The sequence below is a fragment of the Pseudomonas sp. IPO3774 genome, assembly GCF_013386835.1.
Taxonomy (GTDB): Bacteria; Pseudomonadota; Gammaproteobacteria; order Pseudomonadales; family Pseudomonadaceae; genus Aquipseudomonas.
This window is the reverse complement of sequence record NZ_JACAQY010000021.1, coordinates 83,421-98,415: the sequence shown is the minus strand read 5'-3', so window position 1 is coordinate 98,415 and position 14,995 is coordinate 83,421. Positions and strand designations below refer to the sequence as shown.

Genomic DNA, 14,995 nt, shown 5'->3' with positions numbered 1-14,995 from the left:
TGTGGGAGCGGGTTGTCAGTTAGAAGAAGCCCAGCGGGTTGATGTCGTAGCTCACCAGCAGGTTTTTGGTCTGCTGATAGTGATCAAGCATCATCTTGTGAGTCTCACGGCCCACACCGGACTTCTTGTAACCACCGAACGCGGCATGCGCCGGGTACAGGTGGTAGCAGTTGGTCCATACACGCCCGGCCTTGATTGCCCGGCCCATGCGGTAGGCGCGGTTGATGTCGCGGGTCCACAGGCCGGCACCCAGGCCGAACTCGGTGTCGTTGGCAATCGCCAGGGCTTCGGCTTCATCCTTGAACGTGGTGATGCTCACCACCGGGCCAAAGATTTCTTCCTGGAACACCCGCATCTTGTTGGTGCCCTTGAGCAGGGTTGGCTGGATGTAATAGCCGGTGGCCAGATCGCCGGTCAGCTTCTCGACCTTGCCGCCAGTCAGCAGCTCGGCGCCTTCGCCCTTGGCGATTTCGAGGTAGGACAAAATCTTGTCGAACTGCTGCTCGGACGCCTGGGCGCCGACCATGGTGTCGGTGTCCAGCGGGTCGCCACGTTTGATCGACTCGACCTTCTTCATCACCACTTTCATGAAGTCGTCGTAGATCGACTCTTCCACCAGCGCGCGGGAAGGGCAGGTGCACACTTCGCCCTGGTTGAAGAACGCCAGCACCAAACCTTCGGCGGCCTTCTCGATGAATTGCGGTTCGGCTTTCATGATGTCGGCGAAGAAGATGTTCGGCGACTTGCCGCCCAGCTCAACGGTGGACGGAATGATGTTCTCGGCGGCCGCGTGCATGATGTGCGAGCCCACTGGCGTGGAGCCGGTGAAGGCGATCTTGGCGATGCGCTTGCTGGTGGCCAGGGCTTCGCCGGCTTCTTTGCCGTAGCCGTGCACCACGTTCAGCACGCCCGGCGGCAGCAGGTCGCCGATCAGTTCCATCAGCACGTTGATGCCCAGCGGGGTTTGCTCGGCAGGCTTGAGCACCACGCAGTTACCGGCGGCCAGGGCTGGCGCGAGTTTCCAGGCGGCCATCAGCAGCGGAAAGTTCCACGGGATGATCTGGCCGACCACGCCCAGCGGTTCGTGGAAGTGGTAAGCGGCGGTGTGTTCGTTGATCTCGGCGCTGCTGCCTTCCTGGGCGCGGATGCAGCCGGCGAAGTAGCGGAAGTGATCCGCGGCCAGCGGGATGTCGGCGTTCAGTGTTTCGCGCACGGCCTTGCCGTTGTCCCAGGTTTCGGTGATGGCCAGCAGTTCGAGGTTCTGTTCGATGCGGTCGGCGATTTTCAGCAGTACCAGCGAGCGGTCCTGGGCCGAGGTCTTGCCCCAGGCGTCAGCGGCGGCGTGGGCGGCGTCCAGGGCCTTGTCGATATCCTTGGCAGTGGAGCGCGGGAATTCGGCGATGGGCTTGCCGTTGACCGGCGAGGTGTTGGTGAAATAGTTGCCATCGACCGGCGCGACAAACTCACCGCCGATGTAGTTGCCGTACTTGGCCTTGAACGAAACGATCGCGCCTTCAGTACCGGGGTGTGCGTAACGCATGGTGGGTATCTCCTGGCTTTTTTGTGTTTATTGGAGGACGCACGGTTGTGCTTGTTAAAGCGTAGAGCAAAGGTCGGGCCAGTGCCTCGTAGAGCCTGTAAATCAAGGGTTTAGAGGTTGTTGCAAACCGTTGCTGTGGCAGGCTTGGTACAGCCTGGGTGACAGTTTGTGCCATAAGCGGTACAGCCTGTGACCGGTGGGTCTGCCCGGGATTGCATTGGTCGGGAGGCTGGAGGATGCTGGGCACTCGCGCGCGGTAGTTCACGCAGGGAGAATAATAAGAACATGCAAAACGATCATTTCAGTCGCCATGCCCAGCAAGTCCTGACGGTCACCCGTGGGCAGGACCCGTTGCACGGCCCCGGCAGCGATCCCTCCATCGCCCGCTCCTGGCTGCGATGCCTGGAGGACTATCACCTCGACCCTGCGCTGACCATCGCGCCCACGGTGCTCGAACATGGCCGCCTGCTGGAAAGTCGCGAACGCCTGCAGCAAGTGCTGAGCATCGCCGGTAGCGAAATGAACAGCCTGCATCAACAGCTCTCCGGCGCCGGCCATGCCGTGCTGCTGACCGATGCCCGTGGGGTGATCCTCAACTGCGTCACCGCCCCCAGCGAGCGCAAGATTTTCGAACGTGCCGGCCTGTGGCTGGGGGCCGACTGGAGTGAGGCCTGCGAAGGCACCAACGGCATCGGCACCTGCCTGGTGGAGCGCCAGTCCCTGACGATTCATCGCGATGAACACTTTCGTGGCCGACATACCGGCCTGACCTGCTCGGCCAGCCCGGTGTTCGACCCTCATGGCGAACTGCTGGCGGTGCTGGATGTGTCCTCGGCCCGGGAGGCGGTGTCGCGCCAGAGCCAGTTCCACACCATGGCGCTGGTCAATCTTTCGGCGAAGATGATCGAGAGCTGTTACTTCCTGCGCCATTTTGAGCACCACTGGTTGCTGCGCTTTCATTTGCAGGCCGAGTCTGTGGGCCTGTTCAGCGAAGGGCTGCTGGCGTTCGATGGTGAAGGGCGCATTTGTGCGGTTAACCAGAGTGCGTTGAACCTGCTCGGGCAAATCCGTGGCGGGTTGTTGGGGCAGCCGGTCGAGGCGTTTTTCGATTGTTCGCTCGATGAGTTGCTCGGGCGTGCCAGCGCGAACGCCAGCGCCAGTTGGCCCCTGCGTACCCACGATGGCCGTGGCTTGTTCGCGGTGTTGCGCGGCCAGCCACGCAGCGTACCGGTGCCGGTGGCCCACGCCTTGCCGGAGCGGCCGCGATTGCCGGGCATTTGCCTTGGAGACGCGGCGCTGCAAAACGATTTCCGCAGAGCCTTGCGGGTGTTCGAGCGTGATGTGCCTTTGCTGATCCAGGGGGAAACCGGGTCTGGCAAAGAGGCGTTTGCCAAGGCCGTGCACCATGCAAGCCTGCGCGCAGATAAAGCCTTTGTGGCCCTCAACTGCGCAGCCATCCCGGAAAGCCTCATCGAAAGCGAGCTGTTCGGTTATCGCGGCGGCAGTTTTACCGGCGCCCGCAAGGAAGGCATGCGCGGCAAGCTGCAGCAGGCAGATGGTGGCACGTTGTTTCTGGATGAAATCGGCGATATGCCGCTGGCTTTGCAAACCCGGCTATTAAGGGTGCTTGAAGACCGCTTGGTAGTGCCCATCGGCGGTGAACCGCAAGCGGTGGACGTCAGAATTATCAGCGCTACCCACCGTAATCTGCTTGATCGGGTGCAGGACGGTAGTTTTCGTGAAGACCTGTATTACCGGCTCAATGGCCTGGAAGTGGCCTTGCCGCCGTTGCGCGAGCGCAGTGACAAGTTGCAACTGCTGGACTTCCTGTTGGCCGAAGAAGCGGGAGATCAGGCGGTGCAGCTTGACGGCGAGGCCCGGCAGGCCCTGTTGGCGTTCGCGTGGCCGGGCAACGTGCGGCAGTTGCGCACGGTGTTGCGCACCCTTGCCGCACTGTGTGAGGACGGGCGGGTGAGGCTTGATGACCTGCCTGCACAGATTCGTGCCGTGCAAACCCTGCCGGTGGCGATGAGTGAACCGGCAAACTCATTGCTGGATGCTGCCGAGCGCCAGGCATTGCTGGCAACATTGGTGCAGCAACGCTGGCATATGACGCACGTGGCGACCGTGCTTGGAGTCAGTAGAAATACGCTTTATAGAAAGTTACGTAAGTATGGTATAGCGCGTCAGGTTTAATGATGACGTTACCTGTTCTGGCTGTGAGTGATCAATCTGTGTTGTGGGCGACTGTGCGTTAAATAATTGGCGTCGCACCGTATTAATGTTTTGTCATGTATTTTCGTGTGTGGGTGACTGTCTTCTGGAACGTTCATTATCTGTTTAGTTACTAAGTTGGCGGTTGTCGATTGTCTCGATAACTCGCTAATAGCGCTTATGCGTAAATAGTAACAACAAGTGAGATAATAATCATGAATAGTATTAGAATTCGGCCCAACACGGTCAATCTACCTCCAGTGAATACACCACCGGCCCCGCGCAATGGCGGTGTAACGCCTCCGATAGTACGTCCCGGTGGCCAGGGCAGCTCCCCTCCAATAGCTCCCCAACCTAAACCCCGGTTAGGGAAAAATCCGGCCACAGACACCTCCACAACGCTACCCAAGCCCGAGAAACCCAATAATTTTCAAACGCTGACACAACAAAAATTGATGAACCAAGGGCCTGCCAACCGGCCGTTCAAGCCTCAGGCCAGCGCAGATCCTAAAGATATGGCACAGGTGACTCAAAACCTGATGGTTGCTGATCGCCTGGTCAAGGCTAAGGTGTTCGACACCTCGCCCCAGGCGGCGACGGTAGCCCGCGACGCCTTTGTCAGTTCGGGTGTAAGCGGATTGGTCAGTGCTCCCCTGAGTATTGGTACCTACGCAGGCTCGGTTTGGTCTGGCGAGACAATCAAGGCGCAGTTTACAAACAATACGCCACTGCTCCCTCCGGCTCACCAGCCGGCTCCAAGCACGCAGGTGCCTGCCGCGAAAACCGACGGGACAACATCGGTCGTCGCCACGCAGGACACCGACACGGGTGCCACGACCGCGCGCTTGGGCCTGGCCGAGTTGCGCATGGAAGTCATTGCCAACAATATTATGGCAATGCGTCAAGGAACGAATGCTCCGGCACTTAAAATGAGCGACTCCTCGTCGTCGCGTACGCCAAGCGAGCGCCTGGAAACGCTTGAGGCCTTGTATAAAACTGCGGAGGAACAGCTTAAAAAACTGGCGGACGAAAGCGACATGGTATTCCGGCCTTACATTGCCACTCCCGCAGACGGCACCGATGACAAAGGCCGTCTGGATGTTATTGATAAAAAATTCGACGCATTAAACAAGTTCATAGGGAAGTTGTTGCACATGAAAACGCTGGAATTACCGGCGGAGTCTGCCGAAACAAAAGTCGTGTGACATAACCCCGCGTAAACTTTCGAGTCATGGATGATGCTCAGTCAAACTGGCGATGGGTCCGATGCCATGCATGCATCCTGTGGCACCGGACTTATCGAATATTCCCCTACGCTCTGACAAACAATGGCGGCTACCCCCCAAGGCCTGCGTGCTACAGCTAAAGAGTGCGATTTTCCCTTCCCTGCGCTAACCTGCCTCGATGTTTTACGAGGTCGACTATGCACATTCATATTCTCGGTATTTGCGGCACGTTCATGGGCTCGATGGCGGTGCTCGCCAAAGAGCTGGGCCATCATGTTACTGGCTCCGATGCCAACGTTTACCCACCCATGAGCACGCAACTGCAGGCCCAGGGCATTGAGCTGACCCAAGGTTATGACCCGGCGCAATTCGACCCGGTCCCGGACCTTGTCGTGATCGGCAATGCCATGGTGCGCGGTAACCCGGCAGTCGAATATGTACTGAATAAAGGTTTGCCGTACGTGTCTGGCCCGCAATGGCTGGCCGACCATGTGTTGCAAGGCCGTTGGGTACTCGCCGTTGCCGGTACCCATGGCAAGACCACCACCAGCAGCATGCTGGCCTGGGTGCTGGAGCATGCGGGCATGAGCCCGGGCTTCCTGATTGGTGGCGTGCCGCAGAATTTCTCGGTGTCGGCGCGCCTCGGCGACACCCCGTTTTTTGTTATCGAAGCCGATGAGTACGATAGCGCGTTCTTCGACAAACGCTCCAAGTTCGTTCACTACCGCCCGCGTACGGCGATCCTGAACAACCTGGAGTTCGATCACGCGGACATCTTCCCTGATCTGGCGGCCATCGAGCGGCAGTTCCACCACTTGGTGCGCACCATTCCCAGCGAAGGCCTGGTGATTCACCCCACCACCGAACCTGCCCTGCAGCGAGTTATCGAGATGGGCTGCTGGACCCCGGTACAAACCACCGGTGCTGGCGGCCAATGGCAGGTCAAACTGCTGAGCGAAGATGGCTCCAAATTTGAAGTACTGTTCGAAGGCGTCGCCCAAGGCATCGTCGATTGGGACATGACCGGCCAGCACAACGTCGCCAATGCCTTGGTCACCCTGGCGGCTGCGCGGCATGTCGGCGTGGTGCCGTCCATGGGCATTGCGGCCTTGAGCGCGTTCAAAAGTGTCAAGCGCCGGATGGAAAAGGTCGCCGAAGTGAATGGGATTACCATCTATGACGACTTTGCCCACCACCCGACGGCCATCGCCACTACCCTGGATGGCTTGCGCAAGCGTGTGGGCGATGCCCAGGTGATCGCGATTATCGAGCCGCGCTCCAACTCCATGAAGCTGGGCGCCCACCGTGATGGTTTGCCGGAAAGCGTCAACGATGCCGACCAGGTTGTGTGGTACGCGCCGGCCAACCTCGGTTGGGACCTGCCTGCCATCGCCGCGTTGTGCACGGTGCCGTCGATTTGCCGCGACTCACTGGAAGGCATCATCGAGCACGTGAAACACCAGGCCAGGCCCGGCACTCACGTGGTGATCATGAGCAACGGCGGCTTTGGCGGCCTGCATGGCAAACTCGCCGAGGCCCTGAAGTGAGCGGCCCGGAACGCGTCACCCTGGCGATGACCGGCGCGTCCGGCGCGCCCTATGGCTTGCGCCTGCTGGACTGCCTGGTGCGCGAAGACCGCGAGGTGCACTTCCTGATCTCCAAGGCCGCGCAACTGGTGCTGGCCACCGAGACCGATGTGGCGTTGCCGCCCAAAGTGCAGATGATGCAGGCCTTCCTCACCGAGTACACCGGTGCGGCGGCGGGGCAGATCAAGGTCTATGGCAAGGAAGACTGGATGTCACCGGTGGCGTCGGGCTCCGGTGCGCCGGCCGCGATGGTGGTGGTGCCGTGTTCCACCGGGACCCTGTCGGCGATTGCCACGGGCGCCTGCAACAACCTGATCGAGCGCGCGGCGGACGTGACCTTGAAGGAGCGTCGCCAGTTGATTCTGGTGCCACGCGAAGCGCCGTATTCGAGCATCCATCTGGAGCACATGCTCAAGCTGTCGAACATGGGCGTGACTATCTTGCCGGCGTCGCCGGGCTTCTATCACCAGCCGCAGACCATCGATGACCTGGTGGACTTTGTGGTGGCGCGGATTCTCAACCTGCTGAACATTCCCCAGGACATGCTGCCGCGCTGGGGCGAGCACCATTTGAGCAGTGATGAATAAACTATTGATGGTGCTGCTGGCGCTGCAACTGACCGGGTGTGCGACTGCGCGAACCCTGGACGCCGCCCAGCCCGGCGCGCCGGTGGTGTATGCCGGCACGCGGCTGGACATGTATGCGATTCAGGGCGGGTGCTGCGCGATGGACCGTTTTGGGGCCGAGGCGCCGAGCTATCCCCATGTCGACCTGCCGGCCAGTGCCTTGCTCGACACGCTGCTGTTGCCGCTGTCGGTGCTGACGGTGCTGGGGGTTGGGTTTAACGCGACGGGCGGGCTTTAGTACTTATCCCAGTATTAACAGAAATCCAATGTGGGAGCGGGCTTGCTCGCGAATGCGGTGGATCAGTCACTGTATCATTGACTGATCCACCGCATTCGCGAGCAAGCCCGCTCCCACATTTGGATGGTGTCCTGCCTGGAATTACGTGTTATTTGCCGAGCTTGCGCAGCTCGTCCGACTCTATAACCCGTACCCCATCCTGCTCTTCCAGCGCCAGTCGCCACATCGCCCGCGCCAGTTCGCACACTTCAATGCCGTGGTACTTGCCCGGAATCAGCCGTGACAATGGCCCGGCCAGTTGCTCGGCCAGCCGCGGTTCCAATCGCTCACCCAACAACAGCGAAGGTCGGACGATGGTCAACTGCGGCCAATCCTGGGCTTTCAACGCCTGTTCCATCTCGCCCTTGACGCGGTTGTAGAAGATCGAGGATTTCGGGTCGGCGCCGATTGCGCTGATCACGATCAGGTGCCGCGCCCCCATTTCCCGGGCGCGCTTGGCAAAGGCCACGACCATGTCCAGGTCGACGGCGCGGAACGCTTCTTCGGAGCCGGCCTGCTTGATGGTGGTGCCCAGGCAGCAGAAGGCGATGTCCACCTGGCCGCTCAGTTGCGGCAGGAATACTGCCGGGTCGCCCACCGGGTTTTCCAGGTGTGGATGCTCGGCCAGAGGCTTGCGGCTGGGTGCCAGCACGCGGGTCACGGTCGGCTCGTTGAGCAGGCGGTCCAGCAGGTGCTCCCCGGTCAGGCCGGAGGCTCCGGCGAGCAAGATATGCTGAGGCGTCAGGTACATGATGTTTCCCCCTTGATACAGATTCAGCTTAGTTGCTCTTGGCTTCCTTGCTATTCATTGAGACGCTTTCGAGCGCCTTTCGTGCCTGCTGTTTGCGTAATAATTGCCAATGGGCGATTACGCCTTTGGGGGCCCAGATCTGCGGTTCGGAGGCTTCGAAGTTGTCCGCCTGTTCGCGTTCGGCGACGTGGGTCTGTGCCAGCTTGAAGGCTTGCTGCAAGTCGTCGGTCTGGTTGAAGGCCTGGGCGAAGAGGGCGTCGCCGAAGTAGGTGAAGTCGGCCTCTTCGGAGCAGCCGAACGACACCCGATCGGCCCGTGAGGCGGTCATGATCAGGGTGTGTTCGTCCTTCAGGGCCGGGATGAACCCGCCGGAGTAGCAGGCCGAAATCACGATGATCTTGTCGCGGTTCTTCAGCGGTGCCAGCACGGCGGCCAGCTCATCGGCCGGCAGGTCGGCCAGCTCCATGCGCGGCTGGTCGAGCACCAGTTCGTGCTCGTGGGTGCCGTGGCTGGTCAGGTAGATAAACACCAGGTCTTGCGGGCCACTGCGTTCGGCCAGGGTCTGGACTGCGCGGCGCAGGCTTTCGCGAGTGGCCATCGGGCGGTCGGCAATATGGTCGCGATGGTTCACCAGGCGGATCTGGCCGTAGGCGCCGAAGCGCGTGGCGAGCATGTTGCTGACGTAGTCGGCTTCGCGCAGGAACACGCTTTGTTTGCCGTCGCCGGCCACCACCAGGGTGTACAGCTCCACCCCCGATTTAGACGCGGGCACGGCGGCGAGGGCGGCATCCAGCAAGTGGCCCTGGGCAAACAGGCCGATTTCCAGCGGGTCAGGCAACAATTTGCCCTCGGCGTCGCGCACGCGCATGCCGTTGGCCCAGGTGCCGGCCTGCACGGTGCCGTCGGTGAGCACCAAAGTGCCACGACCTTGATAGCTGTCGCTGTCGAAGCCGCCAATATAGAAGCTGCCGTCGGTGAGGTTCAGGCGGCCTGTGCCTGTGAAGCGCCAGTCGACGAACTGGCCGACGTAGTGGCTGCCATCGACGCCGATCAGTTCGCCCTTGCCGCTGAGGGCGCCTTCCTTGAATTCGCCGATCCATACGTCGCCGTCGGCGTTTTCGTAGCGGCCCTTGCCGTTGAGCTGGTTTTGTTTGAAATGGCCGATGTACATGTCGCCGTCGGCGCTGTTGAAAGTGCCGTTGCCCTCCAGCTGGCCATCGACGAAGCGGCCGCTGAACTGGTTGCCGCTGTCGTCGTTGCGCTGGCCTTCGCCGTTGGGCTTGCCGTGGGCGAACTGGCCCTGGTACTGGCTGCCGTCGGCCAGCTCGAGGCGGCCGAGGCCGGAATACTGGTCGTCCTTGAATTCGCCGCGATAGGTCATCTGCCCCTCTTTGAGGGTGCCTTCGCCGTTGCGCTTGCCTTGTTTGAAACCGCCGACGTAGCTGTTGCCCGACGTGGTCAGGCTGCCCTGGCCGTCGAACAGGCCCTGCTGGAACTGGCCTTTATAGACCTCGCCGTTGCTGCCATGCCATTCGCCCTGGCCGTGCCACTGGCCTTTATCGAACTGGCCCGCGTACCAACTGCCATTGGGGTAATCCACCCGGCCCTGGCCTTGCAGCAAGCCATTGACCACATCGCCACGGTAACGACCGCCATCGGGCAGCCGCGCATCGGGCGGCAACAGCGATTCGCCGTCGCCGCACGCGGTGAGCAACAGGACAAGAGCAAGGGGAGCGAGTGGGCGCATAGCGGGATCCGGATAATTGAGCGCCGAGTATGCCGCAGCTGCGAGATCTATACATAAATTTACATGAATTGTGGTGAGCGGACGGGCTCACCACAGCCAGGCTTCAGACGAAGCAGAGTGACAACGATTCTGCAATGTAGGCCGGTTTTTCCTGGCCATCGATTTCCAGGGTGCAGGTGGCTTTAAGCAACCATTGCCCAGGTTTTTTCTCGGTGGCGTCGGTCAGGGTCACGGCCAGGCGCACCCTGGAGTCGACCTTCACGGGCTGGATGAAGCGCACGCTGTCCAGGCCATAGTTGACCGCCATCTTCAGGCCTTCGGGCATGATCAGGATGTCTTCGATCAGCTTGGGTATCAGCGACAGCGACAGGAAACCGTGGGCGATGGTGCCGCCAAACGGGGTCTGGGCGGCTTTCACCGGGTCGACGTGGATGAACTGAAAATCGCCGGTGGCTTCCGCGAACAGGTTGATACGTTCCTGGTCGATGGTGAGCCATGCAGAACGTCCCAGTTCCTTGCCGACATATTCTTTGAGTTGCGCTACGGGTACTGAGGGCATTGCGACTCTCCTTCTTTGCTCGGTTGGCTTCATCGTTTTTGTAGTTTTGGACAGGTCCAGAGAACCAATGTAGATCATCACGGGCACTTGGCCCGGTCAACCCACCATGCTTTTGGCGAATGCCGCTCCATAGAGGCAGCGTGCTTATAATGCCGACACGCTTTTGGGGGGAAGAACGGATGCTGTTACGCGGTCTGACATGGCTGGTGCTGTTTCAATTACTCGGCACGGCGATCAATCATTTGTTTGTCCCGGTGCTGCCGGGGCCGATTATCGGGCTGCTGCTGATGCTGGCCTTCCTGGTGTGGCGCGGCGAAGTCGGTGAACCCCTGAGCCTGGCGGCCAGCAGTCTGCTGCGTTATTTGCCATTGCTGCTGGTGCCGCCTGCGGTCGGCGTGATGGTGTATGCCAAGGACATTGCCGCCGACTTCTGGGCCATCGTCGGCGCGCTGGTGCTGTCGCTGGTGATCGCCATGGGCTTTGTCGGCGTGCTGATGCAGAAACTGGTCAAGCGCCAGGCGCAGCGGGAGGACGGCCAATGACACTGGACTGGCAGGGCGCCTGGGCCGCCGTGATTCATCACCCGTTGTTCGGCATCGGCATCACCCTCGGCGCCTATCAGCTGGTGCTGGCCGGTTTCGAGAAAACCCGCTGGATTTTCCTGCAACCGGTGCTGGTGTCGATGCTGTTGGTGATCGGCGTGTTGCTCGGCTGTGGCCTGACGTACGTCGAGTACCGCAAGAGCACCGAGATCATGAGCATCCTGCTGGGCCCGGCGACGGTAGCCCTGGCGGTGCCGCTTTACCTGAATCTGCGACGAATTCGCCAATTGTTCTGGCCGATTTTTACTACGCTGGTGGTGGGAGGCGTATTGGCCACCGGCCTGTGCGTGCTGTTGGGCTGGTGGTTTGGCGCCGAACACATGATGCTGATGACCATGGCGCCCAAGTCCGTGACCTCACCGATTGCGATGCTGGTGGCCGAGCAGATCGGCGGCGTGGCGGCATTGGCGGCGGTGTTCGTGCTGATCACCGGGGTGATCGGCGCGATGATCGGTCCGGCGTATCTGTCACGGTTGGGCGTGCACAGCCCCGAAGCGCGCGGTATGGCGCTGGGCATGACCGCCCACGCCGTAGGTACGTCGGTGGCCTTGCAGGAAAGCGAAGAGACCGGCGCCTTTGCGGCGCTGGCCATGAGTCTGATGGGCGTGGCCACGGCGGTGTTCCTGCCGTTGGCCGTGTCGCTGGTTATTTAAGTCGGGTTTAAGGAAACCTTTATGAGTCTGGCGCTTTTCCCGCTCAATACCGTGCTGTTTCCCGGGTGCACCCTCGACCTGCAGCTGTTCGAGGCGCGTTACCTGGACATGATCAGCCGCTGCATGAAAAAGGGCGAAAGCTTTGGCGTGGTGTGCATCCTCGACGGCAAGGAAGTGGGGCTGGCGCCGGATGGCTATGCGTTGATTGGCTGCGAGGCGCTGATCCGCGACTTCAAGCAGCAGGACAATGGCCTGCTGGGGATTCGGGTCGAGGGTGGCCGGCGTTTCCGCGTGCGTGATGCCGGTGTGCAGAAGGACCAGTTGCTGGTGGCCGAGGTGCAATGGCTGCACGAGCATCCCGAGCAACCGCTGGAAGAGGAAGACGCTGACTTGCTGGCGTTGCTTCATGCCCTGGCCGAGCATCCGATGGTGGCGTCTTTGGATATGGGCACCCACGCCGATGGACAGCAAGCCCTGGGCAATCAGTTGGCCTATCTGCTGCCCTTTACCGAGGCCGACAAGATCGACCTGTTGCAACTCGATGACCCGCAACAGCGCCTGGACGCGATCCAGTTGCTGCTGGATGAGTTGCAGGGCGAGCTGTTCACCTGACCCGCGAGTGTCACTCGGACTTGTCCTTCCCGGTCTTCAGATTTTCCGTGGTTGTCCTGATCCCGTTGCCTGAAATAGTTGGCAGTCACGTAACGATGATCAGGGGGAAAGGATGATTCGGCTTTCGCAATCGGAGCAAGTCGTGTGGGATGCGTTTTTTATGGCCGTCACCACGCAAATTCTTCATATGAACGACGGTCGCGGCGCGGAGTACATCGCCGAACGCGCCGCGGAGATGGCTGACGAAATGCTTCTGGAGCGGCGCGAGCGCAGCGTCGAACGCCGCGCTGCACCCCTGGATTGGCTGGGGCCTGCCTAGTAGGCATACCTCAGCAGCGCGTGGGAAGTGCCGGTAAACGCAATGAACCCGAGCACCGCGCCACACACCGGCAGGATCAGCCACCAGACTCTCGGCGGCATCGGTGGCAACAGGCTGCGGTGCTGGCTTAACGTCAGGCTGAAGGCGCACACCGTCATTGCCAGCAGGGTGCCGGCCAGGATGTCCGTCGGCCAGTGTGCACCCAGGTACACCCGGGAAATCGCGATGGTGGCGGCGGGAATGCAGCCAAGCACCAGCCAGGTCAGGCGCAGTCGTGTCGGTTGACCGCGACCGGCAAGCACTGCCAAGGCCAGGAAGAATGCAAACGAGCCGGACGCATGGCCGCTGGGCATGCTGAAGCTGGTGAGTGGGTCGGTCAGCACTTCGGGGCGCATCCGCGCAAAAAACAGCTTGGTCCCGGTATTGATCAGCGCCGCGCCCAGCAGGGTGGCGCCGACAAAGATTGCCTGGCGCCATTGCCGCGCCACCACCAGCAGGCCGGTCAGCACCGCGCTGGCGACAAACATCTTCTTGAACTCGCCGAGCTGGGTCACCATCACCATTGCCCGGTCGATCGCCGGGCCGCGGTGTTCCTGCACCAGTGCCATCAAGCCCTGGTCAAAGTCGTTGAGGTAGGGATAGCCGATAAACAACGCGATCAACAGTGTGCCGCCGATGCAGCCAATCCATAGGGTGGCGCGCCGATGGCCGCGCAGGCTGCTGTTGAGGCTTACGCCGATCAACACTGCGAGACAGGCGGCGACAATCCCGGCCTCTGGCCAGAAGCCTTCGGGCAATGGCAGGCGGAAGGCCGCGCCGGTGGCCCAGCCCGGCAACAGATACGCCACCGACCAGCCTGCACCGGCCAGCAGGCTCACGGCGGCAAAACGCGGGAAGGGCATGTCGCACATGCCCGCAACCATCGGCAACATCGGCCGCAGCGGGCCAATGAAGCGGCCTACCAACAGGCTGGCGATGCCGTACTTCTGGAAGTAAGCCTCGGCGCCGCTCATCCATTCCGGGTGATGCCGCAGGCCGGGAAGGCGCCGGATGTTCTGGTGGAAATGGCGACCGAGGAAGTAGGAAACAACATCGCCCAACACGCCGCCGAGGAAGCCCAGCAACAGGGTTTCTCCCAGTGACAGTGCGCCGCTGCCGGCCAGGGCGGCGATGGCAAACAGCAATACCGTGCCAGGTACGATCAGGCCGGCAATGGCCAGGCACTCCACGCACGCCACGATAAACACCGCCACGGCCAGCCATTGCGGGTTCAGGGTCAGCCAGCCGGTAATGCTATCGAGCCATGGGCCCATACAATCAACTCCCTTTTGTAGATCGTCCTTGTGGGAGCCCGGCTTGCCGGCGATGGCGTCCTTGGGTCCGCTATCGCCGGGCAAGCCGGGCTCCTACAGGTTTATGTATGTTTTCAAATCAAAAAATAGTCGCGGCCTTCGACCTGGCCCCGGCGCAGCGGGTTCCGTGTGCAATACGGCGCATAACCGGCATCGACGTAGCGGTACATCAGGTGTTCATCGCGCCCACCGGGAATGCCCAGGCGGGTGGTCTGGATGATCTGCGCTGGCGCCAGCCCTACGTCTTCCACGTAGAGCAGTTCCTGGTCAAAGCGCTTGGCGTCCCACATCGGCACCTTCAAACCCAGCGCCTTGCACAGCAAGGTCTGGCCGGCGCACAGCTTTTGCGAGGGCCGTGGCCTGCCGCTGGCGTCCGGGTTATTCAGCAGCATCTGCGCCAGGCTGGCCGGGCCGGAGACTTCGTCGACCCACGGATAGGCTGATTTGATCAGCACCGCATTGCCCGGACCGTGGGCGCTGAAGTTCAGCGAATCACCGCCACGGGCGTAGTACATATAGATGTGCCCGCCATCCAGAAACAAAGCCTTACGCTTTTCTGTGTAGCCCAAGGACGCGTGGCTGCCTTTTTCGGCGAGGTAATACGCTTCGGTTTCGATAATTCGTGCCGACAGCCACAAATCACCAACACGATGGCGAATGACTTTTCCGAGCAATTCGCGCGCGAGCAGTTGCGCGTCACGGTCGAAAAAGCCGTCGGGCAGGGCGTTGGCGGGGATCAGCGGCGAGAAACTGGACATGGCGATCAAAGGTAATACGGCTAAATGTGACAGGATGATAACAACTCCAGCCTTAATTCCCGCTGAACGTCGGGTTTTTACAGTTCATTTCGACCATCCGCCCCTCACCGCTGTCCGTAGGACGGCGTCACAGCTATAATCTGCCGCTTTCCTCTTTGCCAAGACCCCACCAG

The 14,995-nt window shown here is 60.9% G+C and carries 15 protein-coding genes; 9 read left to right on the top strand and 6 right to left on the bottom strand.

Going from position 1 to position 14,995, the window contains the following annotated elements:
• Window positions 1-19: 19 nt before the first annotated feature.
• Window positions 20-1,540, bottom strand: a complete 1,521-nt coding sequence (locus HYE77_RS14635; protein ID WP_003219398.1) for an aldehyde dehydrogenase family protein — start codon at window positions 1,538-1,540, stop codon at window positions 20-22.
• A 285-nt stretch (window positions 1,541-1,825) separates the two neighbouring features.
• Between HYE77_RS14635 and HYE77_RS14630 the strand changes: the two genes are divergently transcribed.
• The 5 genes from HYE77_RS14630 (at window position 1,826) to HYE77_RS14610 (ending at window position 7,430) form a co-directional block, all read left to right on the top strand.
• Window positions 1,826-3,736, top strand: a complete 1,911-nt coding sequence (locus HYE77_RS14630; RefSeq protein WP_177068917.1) for a sigma-54-dependent Fis family transcriptional regulator — start codon at window positions 1,826-1,828, stop codon at window positions 3,734-3,736.
• A 233-nt stretch (window positions 3,737-3,969) separates the two neighbouring features.
• Window positions 3,970-4,959: a hypothetical protein gene (locus tag HYE77_RS14625; protein ID WP_256344652.1), complete on the top strand. Its 990-nt coding sequence runs from the start codon at window positions 3,970-3,972 to the stop codon at window positions 4,957-4,959.
• A gap of 218 nt (window positions 4,960-5,177) precedes the next feature.
• A complete protein-coding gene (gene mpl / locus HYE77_RS14620; RefSeq protein ID WP_003219401.1) occupies window positions 5,178-6,527 on the top strand; it encodes a UDP-N-acetylmuramate:L-alanyl-gamma-D-glutamyl-meso-diaminopimelate ligase in 1,350 nt (449 codons plus the stop codon).
• Window positions 6,524-7,153 (top strand): flavin prenyltransferase UbiX, encoded by a 630-nt coding sequence (ubiX, locus tag HYE77_RS14615; RefSeq protein ID WP_003219402.1) that lies wholly within the window; start codon window positions 6,524-6,526, stop codon window positions 7,151-7,153. The genes mpl and ubiX overlap by 4 nt, the downstream gene beginning before the upstream one ends.
• Complete coding sequence (locus HYE77_RS14610; protein ID WP_023659172.1) at window positions 7,146-7,430, top strand: YceK/YidQ family lipoprotein; 285 nt, start codon at window positions 7,146-7,148, stop codon at window positions 7,428-7,430. Before ubiX ends, HYE77_RS14610 begins: the two co-directional genes overlap by 8 nt.
• A gap of 148 nt (window positions 7,431-7,578) precedes the next feature.
• Here HYE77_RS14610 and HYE77_RS14605 read toward each other — a convergent pair whose 3' ends face one another.
• The 3 genes from HYE77_RS14605 to HYE77_RS14595 all read right to left on the bottom strand — a co-directional run bounded on the left by HYE77_RS14605 (window position 7,579) and on the right by HYE77_RS14595 (window position 10,526).
• Window positions 7,579-8,220: an oxidoreductase gene (locus tag HYE77_RS14605; protein ID WP_003215421.1), complete on the bottom strand. Its 642-nt coding sequence runs from the start codon at window positions 8,218-8,220 to the stop codon at window positions 7,579-7,581.
• Between the two features lie 28 nt (window positions 8,221-8,248).
• Window positions 8,249-9,967: a C13 family peptidase gene (locus tag HYE77_RS14600; RefSeq protein ID WP_177068916.1), complete on the bottom strand. Its 1,719-nt coding sequence runs from the start codon at window positions 9,965-9,967 to the stop codon at window positions 8,249-8,251.
• Between the two features lie 103 nt (window positions 9,968-10,070).
• Window positions 10,071-10,526, bottom strand: a complete 456-nt coding sequence (locus tag HYE77_RS14595) for a MaoC family dehydratase (RefSeq protein WP_003215423.1) — start codon at window positions 10,524-10,526, stop codon at window positions 10,071-10,073.
• A gap of 179 nt (window positions 10,527-10,705) precedes the next feature.
• Between HYE77_RS14595 and HYE77_RS14590 the strand changes: the two genes are divergently transcribed.
• The 4 genes from HYE77_RS14590 (at window position 10,706) to HYE77_RS14575 (ending at window position 12,712) form a co-directional block, all read left to right on the top strand.
• Complete coding sequence (locus HYE77_RS14590) at window positions 10,706-11,068, top strand: CidA/LrgA family protein (protein WP_003215424.1); 363 nt, start codon at window positions 10,706-10,708, stop codon at window positions 11,066-11,068.
• A complete protein-coding gene (locus HYE77_RS14585) occupies window positions 11,065-11,781 on the top strand; it encodes an LrgB family protein (RefSeq protein WP_003215425.1) in 717 nt (238 codons plus the stop codon). Before HYE77_RS14590 ends, HYE77_RS14585 begins: the two co-directional genes overlap by 4 nt.
• Window positions 11,782-11,802: 21 nt before the next feature.
• Window positions 11,803-12,393, top strand: a complete 591-nt coding sequence (locus HYE77_RS14580) for an LON peptidase substrate-binding domain-containing protein (protein WP_003215426.1) — start codon at window positions 11,803-11,805, stop codon at window positions 12,391-12,393.
• Between the two features lie 112 nt (window positions 12,394-12,505).
• Window positions 12,506-12,712 (top strand): hypothetical protein, encoded by a 207-nt coding sequence (locus HYE77_RS14575; protein WP_003215427.1) that lies wholly within the window; start codon window positions 12,506-12,508, stop codon window positions 12,710-12,712.
• Here HYE77_RS14575 and HYE77_RS14570 read toward each other — a convergent pair.
• Together HYE77_RS14570 and HYE77_RS14565 are read right to left on the bottom strand one after the other, a co-directional pair.
• Window positions 12,709-14,025: a bifunctional DedA family/phosphatase PAP2 family protein gene (locus HYE77_RS14570; protein ID WP_003215428.1), complete on the bottom strand. Its 1,317-nt coding sequence runs from the start codon at window positions 14,023-14,025 to the stop codon at window positions 12,709-12,711. The genes HYE77_RS14575 and HYE77_RS14570 overlap by 4 nt on opposite strands.
• Before the next feature lie 113 nt (window positions 14,026-14,138).
• Window positions 14,139-14,822, bottom strand: coding sequence for a DNA-3-methyladenine glycosylase (locus HYE77_RS14565; RefSeq protein ID WP_134327366.1), 684 nt, complete (start codon window positions 14,820-14,822; stop codon window positions 14,139-14,141).
• Between the last annotated feature and the right edge of the window lie 173 nt (window positions 14,823-14,995).

Bases quoted from the DNA above. Each gene is read 5' to 3' on its own strand.
- HYE77_RS14635 (WP_003219398.1), bottom strand. From the start codon at position 1,540: ATGCGTTACGCACACCCCGGTACTGAAGGCGCGATCGTTTCGTTCAAG.
- HYE77_RS14630 (WP_177068917.1), top strand. From the start codon at position 1,826: ATGCAAAACGATCATTTCAGTCGCCATGCCCAGCAAGTCCTGACGGTC.
- HYE77_RS14625 (WP_256344652.1), top strand. From the start codon at position 3,970: ATGAATAGTATTAGAATTCGGCCCAACACGGTCAATCTACCTCCAGTG.
- mpl (WP_003219401.1), top strand. From the start codon at position 5,178: ATGCACATTCATATTCTCGGTATTTGCGGCACGTTCATGGGCTCGATG.
- HYE77_RS14610 (WP_023659172.1), top strand. From the start codon at position 7,146: ATGAATAAACTATTGATGGTGCTGCTGGCGCTGCAACTGACCGGGTGT.
- HYE77_RS14605 (WP_003215421.1), bottom strand. From the start codon at position 8,220: ATGTACCTGACGCCTCAGCATATCTTGCTCGCCGGAGCCTCCGGCCTG.
- HYE77_RS14600 (WP_177068916.1), bottom strand. From the start codon at position 9,967: ATGCGCCCACTCGCTCCCCTTGCTCTTGTCCTGTTGCTCACCGCGTGC.
- HYE77_RS14595 (WP_003215423.1), bottom strand. From the start codon at position 10,526: ATGCCCTCAGTACCCGTAGCGCAACTCAAAGAATATGTCGGCAAGGAA.
- HYE77_RS14590 (WP_003215424.1), top strand. From the start codon at position 10,706: ATGCTGTTACGCGGTCTGACATGGCTGGTGCTGTTTCAATTACTCGGC.
- HYE77_RS14585 (WP_003215425.1), top strand. From the start codon at position 11,065: ATGACACTGGACTGGCAGGGCGCCTGGGCCGCCGTGATTCATCACCCG.
- HYE77_RS14580 (WP_003215426.1), top strand. From the start codon at position 11,803: ATGAGTCTGGCGCTTTTCCCGCTCAATACCGTGCTGTTTCCCGGGTGC.
- HYE77_RS14575 (WP_003215427.1), top strand. From the start codon at position 12,506: ATGATTCGGCTTTCGCAATCGGAGCAAGTCGTGTGGGATGCGTTTTTT.
- HYE77_RS14570 (WP_003215428.1), bottom strand. From the start codon at position 14,025: ATGGGCCCATGGCTCGATAGCATTACCGGCTGGCTGACCCTGAACCCG.
- HYE77_RS14565 (WP_134327366.1), bottom strand. From the start codon at position 14,822: ATGTCCAGTTTCTCGCCGCTGATCCCCGCCAACGCCCTGCCCGACGGC.